This is a genomic window from Mesorhizobium sp. B283B1A (assembly GCF_020165735.1).
Taxonomy (GTDB): Bacteria; Pseudomonadota; Alphaproteobacteria; order Rhizobiales; family Rhizobiaceae; genus Mesorhizobium; species Mesorhizobium opportunistum.
Genome location: NZ_JAIUIQ010000065.1, coordinates 22,626 through 28,625, shown reverse-complemented (window position 1 = coordinate 28,625; position 6,000 = coordinate 22,626). Strand labels below are relative to the sequence as shown.

The 6,000-nt window shown below is 64.8% G+C and carries 4 protein-coding genes and 1 pseudogene; all 5 read right to left on the bottom strand.

What is annotated here, in order from left to right; all coding sequences use genetic code 11:
• Positions 1–18: 18 nt before the first annotated feature.
• The 5 genes and pseudogenes from LB577_RS31275 to LB577_RS31255 all read right to left on the bottom strand — a co-directional run bounded on the left by LB577_RS31275 (position 19) and on the right by LB577_RS31255 (position 5,822).
• On the bottom strand, positions 19–987 hold the full coding sequence (locus LB577_RS31275; protein ID WP_224690272.1) for a GlxA family transcriptional regulator: 969 nt from the start codon (positions 985–987) through the stop codon (positions 19–21).
• A 48-nt stretch (positions 988–1,035) separates the two neighbouring features.
• Entirely contained in the window at positions 1,036–2,217 is a 1,182-nt protein-coding gene (locus tag LB577_RS31270) for a trans-sulfuration enzyme family protein (protein ID WP_224690271.1), read from the bottom strand.
• A pseudogene (locus tag LB577_RS31265) lies at positions 2,214–3,637 on the bottom strand (pyridoxal-phosphate dependent enzyme). The gene LB577_RS31270 and the pseudogene LB577_RS31265 overlap by 4 nt, the downstream one beginning before the upstream one ends.
• A gap of 333 nt (positions 3,638–3,970) precedes the next feature.
• A complete protein-coding gene (locus tag LB577_RS31260; RefSeq protein WP_224690270.1) occupies positions 3,971–5,305 on the bottom strand; it encodes an FAD/NAD(P)-binding protein in 1,335 nt (444 codons plus the stop codon).
• A 40-nt stretch (positions 5,306–5,345) separates the two neighbouring features.
• Positions 5,346–5,822, bottom strand: coding sequence for an RrF2 family transcriptional regulator (locus LB577_RS31255; protein ID WP_224690269.1), 477 nt, complete (start codon positions 5,820–5,822; stop codon positions 5,346–5,348).
• Positions 5,823–6,000: the final 178 nt, after the last annotated feature.

Here is a 6,000-nt window from a genome sequence, read left to right as displayed (position 1 = left end):
GCCATTCCTTTGACTACCCTAATGCCGTCGAGCCAGTTTCGGCGCGTGCCCATGCTCCTCCCGAAAAGCCCGGGCAAAGCTCGACATCGAGGCGAAGCCGCAGGCCAGCGCCACGTCGCGCACGGCTAGCGTCGAATGTGCCAGCAGGTCGGCGGCGCGTTTCAGCCTGAGCCGCCGGTAGTAGCCGTTGGGCGAGATGGCGAGTTCGGACCGAAAACTGCGCTCGAGCTTGTCGGAGGACACGCCGAGCCGCGTCGTCAGCTCCGCCATGCCGAGCCGCTCCTCGACCGCGTCCTCCATGATGGCGATCGCCGACAGCACCAGCTCGTTCTGCACCCCGGTGCGCAGCCTGAGCGGCATCAGCTTGCGGTCGACGCTGGAGCGCAGCTGGCTGTGCACGAACCATTCGGCGACGCCGGCGGCAAGCTCGGCGCCGTAATCCCGGGTGATGATCTCCAGCATCATGTCGAGGCTGCCGACGCCGCCGGCCGACGTAAAACGCTTGCGGTCGATGACATAGAGGTCGCGCCGCAGCTCGATGTTCGGGAACGCCTCGGTGAAGGCGGCCTGGCTGGTCCAGTGCAAGGTGCAGGCATGGCCGTCGAGCAGGCCCGCGCGAGCCAGGAAGAACGCCGCGTCCGCCACCGCGCCGATATGGGCGCCATTGCGCAGGCTGCGGCGGATCCAGCTCGCCGCGTCCTCGGCGACCAGGTGATCGGCATCGCCGCCCGAGCACACCACGATCCGGTCGACCTTGGGCGCATCCTCGGCGTAAAAGCCCGGCTGGATGACGACGCCGTTCGAAGCCCCGACCGCCCCTTTCGTGCCGCCGACGATGATCCAGCGATAGCACTGCCGCTTGGCCAGCACATTGGCGGCGCGCAGCGGCTCGATGACCGAGCTGAACGCCATCATCGGAAAGCCGGGAAACACCAGCACCGCGAAGGTGAGGGGTTCGGTGGGTTTCGGAGGTTCGCGCGTGGCCATGGGCGCTACAATTCGGGCAGATGGTGTGCGGGGTCAACCGGGGATGAGCTATCCCCCCAGCGCCTGCTCCAGGTCCGCGATCAGATCATCGCCATCCTCGATTCCCGCCGATAGCCGCACCAGCGAATCCGAGATGCCGATCTCGGCGCGCTTCTCGGCCGGGATCGACCCATGCGTCATCAGCGCCGGATGTTCGATCAGGCTCTCCACCCCGCCCAGGCTTTCCGCCAGCGTGAACAGCTGCGTGCGTTCGAGGAAGCGTTTTGTGCCGGCTAGGTCGCGGTCGAGCACCGCCGTGATCATGCCGCCGAAGGCGTACATCTGCTGGACGGCGATGGCGTGCTGCGGGTGGCTGGCGAGGCCGGGATAGATGACGCAGCGTATGTCCTTGCGGGCTTCCAGCCACTGCGCGATCTTCAGCCCGTTGTCCGAATGCCGTTCCATCCTGAGCGCCAGCGTCTTCAGGCCGCGCAGCGCCAGAAAGCTGTCGAACGGACCCGATATGGCGCCGATGGCGTTCTGCAGGAATTTCAGCTGGGCGGCCAGCTCCTTGTTGTCGCCGACGACGGCGACGCCACCGACCATGTCGGAATGGCCGTTGAGATATTTGGTCGTCGAATGGACAACGATGTCGATGCCGAGTTCCAGCGGCCGCTGGATATAGGGGCTGCAAAACGTGTTGTCGGCGACCGAAAGGATGCCCTTGCGCTTGGCAAGTGCGGCGACGCCTTCGAGGTCGACGATGCGCAGCAGCGGGTTGGTCGGCGTCTCGACCCAGAGCATCTTCGTCTCCGGCCGGATCGCGGCCTCCACCGCCGCAAGATCGGTGAAATCGACGAACGAGACCTGCAGGCCGGCAGAGCGCTTGCGCACCCGCTCCATCAGCCGGAAGGAACCGCCATAGATGTCGTCGGTGGCGACGATATGCGCGCCGGAATCGAGCAGCTCCAGCACGGTGGCGATCGAGGCCAGCCCGGAGGCGAAGGCGAAAGCCGCCGAGCCGCTTTCGAGGTCGGCCACGGCGCGCTCGAAGGCAAAGCGCGTCGGGTTCTGGCTGCGGGCATACTCAAAGCCCTTATGGACGCCGGGCGACTGCTGGCCGTAGGTCGAGGTGGCGTAGATCGGCACCATCACGGCACCTGTCAGCGGATCGTGGCTCTGGCCGCCATGGATGGTGCGCGTCGAGAAAGCCAGACGGTTCTTGCCCGATGGCGAGGAATTTGCAGTCATCGTGCGCGCCTCAAATGGTTGATCAAGTCGATGCGGGTAATCAGGCCGACGAACTCGTCGCCGTCGAAGATGATGGCGACCTCGTTGCGGTCGAACACCGGCAGCAAAGCATCCAGCGTCTGGCTGGCCTGCAGCGTGTGCAGGTTGGAAGTCATCGCCGTGCGCACCGGCATGTTGAAGCGTTCCCAACGTCCGTCATAGGGACCGTCGACATGAGCAAGAATATCGCTTTCGTCGACGATGCCGACGAGCTTGCCATTGTCGAGCACCGGCAGCTGCGAGACATCGGAACGGCGCATGCGGCCATAAGCGTTGAGCAGGCTTTCGTCCGGGCCGATAGAGACGGTGTCGCCGGTGCGGTGCGTGCGCATCACGAGGTCGCGCAGATCGCCATGCTGCTCGTGCTCGGCCAGCCCCTGCTCGGCCAGCCAGAAGTCGTCGAACACCTTTGACAGATATTTGTTGCCGCTGTCGCAGACGAAGGTGACGACGCGCTTGGCCGAGGTCTGCTCGCGGCCGACAAAAGCGTGCCCGAGGATGAGCCGGCCAGGATGCCTTCCCGGGAGAGCAGGTCGCGCACCGCCAGCATGCTCTGCTTGTCGGTGATCGAATAGGCCTTCTTGACCAGCGACAAATCGGCATTGGGCGGCACGAAATCCTCGCCGATGCCTTCCACCGTCCAGCTGCCGGCCTCTTCCATCTTGCCGGTCTTGATCAAGGGCGCCAGCACCGAGCCGACCGGATCGGCGAGCACCATTTCGGTCTTCGGCGAAACCTTGGCGAAGTAACGGCCAAGCCCGGTCAGCGTGCCGCCCGAGCCGACGCCGACCACCACCGCGTCGACATCACCATCAAGCTGCGAAAAGATTTCCGGGCCGGTGGTGGTCTCATGCGCCAGCGGGTTGGCCGGGTTGGCGAACTGGTTGGCATAGAAGGCGCCGGGCACCTCGGCCGCGATCTTCTCGGCCATGTCCTGGTAATATTCGGGGTGCCCCTTGCCGACATCGGAGCGCGTCATGCGCACCTCCGCGCCCAGCGCACGCAGATGCTGGATCTTTTCGCGCGACATCTTGTCGGGCACGACCAGCACGATGCGGTAGCCCTTGGGAATGCCGACCTGGGCAAGGCCGAGGCCGGTATTGCCGGCGGTCGCCTCGACGATGGTGCCGCCCGGTTTCAGCCTGCCCTCCTTCTCGGCTGCGGCAATCATCGACAGCGCGATGCGGTCCTTGATCGAGCCACCTGGATTCTGGCTTTCGAGCTTGATGAACAGCCGGCACTTGCCGGTGTCGAACTTGGTCAGCTCGACCACCGGCGTCTGGCCGATCAGGTCTAGAACCGATTTGTGGGGCGGACGCAGCCGGGAGGATGGACCGTCCGAGAGGGCGCTACCCAGGGCAGCGATCTTGTGCTTGCTCATTCAGATGCTCCATGATCAAGCGACCGCCTCGCAGGCTGGGCGGCAGCGTAGCCTCTTTTCCGGCCGTTTACAGTCGGAAAGAAGATAGAACGTGCCAATCGGCCGGCCAGATAAGGAATGAAATTCCGGGTTGTAGCCTGGTCAGTGGGGCACGCCCCCCTCTGTCCTGCCGGACATCTCCCCCTCAAGGGGGGAGATTGGCAGCTTTGGCCTCATCGCTTCTTCTTCATCGCTGAAAATTGGCGAAAGCCGTTGTGACATCCAATCTCCCCCCTTGAGGGGGAGATGTCCGGTAGGACAGAGGGGGGCGCTGTCCCGCGGCCTTTGACCGGCCTACCCCAGCAATCGCTTGCTCAGCCGCGCGCACTGCACGCGGATATCGGGGATGGCGTCGATTTCGAAGAAGGTGCCCCTGGTCAGCGGGCCGACCGCCAGGATCTTGGCCGAAACCGCGCCGTCGCTGGCGATGATCTCGCAATTGGCCGACACGTCGAGGCCGATGCGCAGCGGGTCCGGCCGGGCCAGCCCGCGGTCGACCAGCGAGCGCACCACGCTGTTCGACGAGGTCGAGATGTCGCGCACGATGCCCGAGCAATCATAGATGCGGGCGACGTCGAAGGTTTCGAGGCGCTGCGTGTGGCGCGACTGGACCTTGACCGCGAATTCCTCGCCGCGTGCGATATCGATGACGCGGCCGGCCACCAGCCGGATGCGGCCGGACTGCACGGCCTGCGTCACCCGGGCGTAGACTTCGGGCGCCATGCGGTGGCGGTGGATGTCCCACCACGCCTTGGTGTGTTCGACGAAGCGGCGCTTGGCCGAGGATGGCCAGTTCTGCCAGATCTTCTGGTTGAACGGCCTGAGGCCATCGACCACGTCGCGCCAGTCGACGCCCGCCTTCTGGTTTTCCTTGATCAGCTTGCGGAACCAGCCGACGAAATAGGAAAGCTGGGTGCCGAGCGGGATATCGGCGACGTCGAGTTTGATCGGGTTGCCCTTGCGGTGCGGTGACGGCAGCAAGCCGCGCCGCGACACCGCGACGATGTCCCCGCGATGGCCGCGCTGTTCCAGCGCCAGGAACGCGTCGACCATGCTGAGGCCGGTGCCCAGCACCATGACGCTGCTGTCCGGGGCGAGCGCGGTGTCGGCTTCCGAGCCCATCCTGATCGCATGGCCTTGGGCCGGCTCCTCGTCATGGCCGGTGGCCAGCACCGCAAGATGGGCGACGACGCTGGTGCCGTTGGCGAGCGCGACCTCGACGCCGGACGCGGTGGGCGTGATCGACAGGCTTTCCTCGCGGATCAGGCGAAGCCGCCCCGTCTTGAGTTCGCGGGCCTCGAGCTCGTCGAGCAGTTCGCCGAGATAACGCGCATAGACGCTGCGCGGCGCATAGACCGGCGCCTGGTCCTGGGTGGCAAGGCCGCGCTCCAGCAGCCAGCGCCAGAAATTGCCGGGATCGTCGGCATAGGCGCTCATGCCGGCGGCGCTGACATTGAGCACATGCGCCGACAGCAGCGTCGAATAGGCGATGCCCTGGCCGAAATGCGGGCGCTTTTCGACCAGCGTCACGCGCAGATCGGAATTGGGCGATTTCAAGAGATGCGCCGCCAGCACGACGCCGCTGGCGGCGCCGCCGACGATGATGATGGAATTGGCGCGCCCGCTCATGCGCATTCCAGTCCCATGCCAAGTATCAGGGTGCGAGGCGTCAGGCCTGGATCTTGACCGCGACTGCAAGATCGTCGCTGCCCGTCGCGTCCGCAAGGTCGCCGAGGCCGATGTCGCGCATTTCGGCGAGGCTGCGCTGGTCGAGCACCTCGGCGATCGCCTGCCGGACCTCGAGCATCAGATGTCGGACTTGGCATGTCGCCTCGTTGCAGTCTTCACAGCGTTGATATTGTGTGCGGCTGGCGCATGGAATTGGCGCCAGCGGACCATCGAGCACGCGCACGACGTGGCCGATCTTGATCTCGTCGGCCGGCCGCGCCAGGCGATAACCACCGTCCTTGCCCTTGCGGCTCTGGACGAAGCCGGCATTGCGCAGCTCGCCCAGGATGGCGTCGAGGAATTTCTTCGGGATGTTGTTGCCGGTCGCAATATCGCCGACGAAAGCGAGCTGTCCGGCGGGCATCCGCGCCAGGTGGACCAGCGCCTTGAGGCCGTACTTGCCTTTTTTGGTGAGCATGAACCGAACGTTTCTCTGTCATGCGATGGCCTCGAGCCATCCGTCGCGAAACGCCTAGCGTGCCTCCCCGCCGCGTCCAAGCATCCATGACACATAAATTCTAGTGACATGATATACAAGCCAATTGTTATTGATCTTGCTTGGTTTTCAAGCGTTGCGACCATTTTAGGCCCGGCTT

Coding starts and splice junctions, on each gene's coding strand:
- LB577_RS31275 (WP_224690272.1), bottom strand. CDS start 987: ATGGCCACGCGCGAACCTCCGAAACCCACCGAACCCCTCACCTTCGCG.
- LB577_RS31270 (WP_224690271.1), bottom strand. CDS start 2,217: ATGACTGCAAATTCCTCGCCATCGGGCAAGAACCGTCTGGCTTTCTCG.
- LB577_RS31255 (WP_224690269.1), bottom strand. CDS start 5,822: ATGCTCACCAAAAAAGGCAAGTACGGCCTCAAGGCGCTGGTCCACCTG.
- LB577_RS31260 (WP_224690270.1), bottom strand. CDS start 5,305: ATGAGCGGGCGCGCCAATTCCATCATCATCGTCGGCGGCGCCGCCAGC.